The sequence below is a fragment of the Streptomyces sp. NPDC058964 genome (genome assembly GCF_042741275.1).
Lineage (GTDB): Bacteria > Actinomycetota > Actinomycetes > Streptomycetales > Streptomycetaceae > Streptomyces.
The window spans coordinates 1-1016 of record NZ_JBHYKH010001086.1 but is presented as its reverse complement, the minus strand read 5'-3'; the positions used below and the strand labels follow the sequence as shown (position 1 = coordinate 1016).

General features: G+C 72.2%; 1 protein-coding gene. It reads left to right on the top strand.

What is annotated here, in order from left to right; all coding sequences use genetic code 11:
• The first annotated feature begins 76 nt into the window (after nucleotides 1–76).
• The gene (locus ACFW2E_RS47850; RefSeq protein WP_384478693.1) at nucleotides 77–958 is read left to right on the top strand and encodes an alpha/beta fold hydrolase; all 882 of its coding nucleotides are present in this window, start codon (nucleotides 77–79) and stop codon (nucleotides 956–958) included.
• Nucleotides 959–1016: the final 58 nt, after the last annotated feature.

Here is a 1016-nt window from a genome sequence, read left to right as displayed (position 1 = left end):
GTGTGGGACCGGGCCGTCGGCGTCCCCGCCCCGTCCCCGCCCAACGCGACAGACGGGCGCCCGATAGCCTCTGCTCATGAGCAGGCCTCCCACCTTCGTCCCGCCCCCGGGCGCCCGCGCGTACTCCCTGCGCACCGCGCGCGGCGAGTTCGCCGTCGTCGACGCTCCCGTGGCCGCCGGCGTCGAGCCCAGGGGCGTCGCGCTGCTGCTGCCCGGGTTCACCGGGAGCAAGGAGGACTTCAACCCGCTGCACGTGGCGCTCGCGGAGCGCGGGTACCGGACCGTCGCGGTGGACGGCCGGGGCCAGTACGAGTCGGACGGCCCCGCGGACGACGAATCCGCCTACGCCCAGGCGGAGTTGGCTCGGGACGTGCTCGCCCAGACCGAGGCGCTCGGTACCCCCGTGCATCTGCTGGGGCACTCGCTGGGCGGCCAGATCTCGCGCGCGGCCGTGCTGATCGAACACTCCCCCTTCCTGTCGCTCACCCTGATGGCCTCGGGTCCGGCACAGATCTCCGTCTCCCAGCAGCAGCGCGTGAAGCTGCTGCGAGACGCCCTCGGTGTGATGTCGATGGCCGAGGTGTGGGACGCGATGCGGGCCATGGATGCGCCGGAGGAGACCGAGACCGGTGAGCTCGACGGCGGCCTGGACGACCGGGAGGACCTGAGGCGCCGCTGGCTCGGCAACAAGCCCGCCCAACTCATCGCCACTGGACGCCAGTTGTGCACGGAGCCGGACCGCGTCGCCGAACTCGCCGCCGTACCGCTGCCGTTCCACGTCCTGTCGGGCGCACTGGACGACACCTGGCCGGTGACGCTTCTCGACGAGATGGCCGTACGGCTCGGGGCGCGGCGTACGGTCGTCGAGGGCGCCGAGCATTCGCCCAACACCGACCAGCCGCTCGCGACCGCCCGCGCGATCGCCGGTTTCTGGGACCGGGTCACCCAGGAGGGCTAGTACCAACGCTGTTCAGTTAGGGCGGTCTGGGCCGCGTCAAGGGTCGGTTGTGAGCATG

What these genes read in the sequence shown, in the direction of transcription:
- ACFW2E_RS47850 (WP_384478693.1), top strand. Translation starts at nt 77, where the DNA reads ATGAGCAGGCCTCCCACCTTCGTCCCGCCCCCGGGCGCCCGCGCGTAC.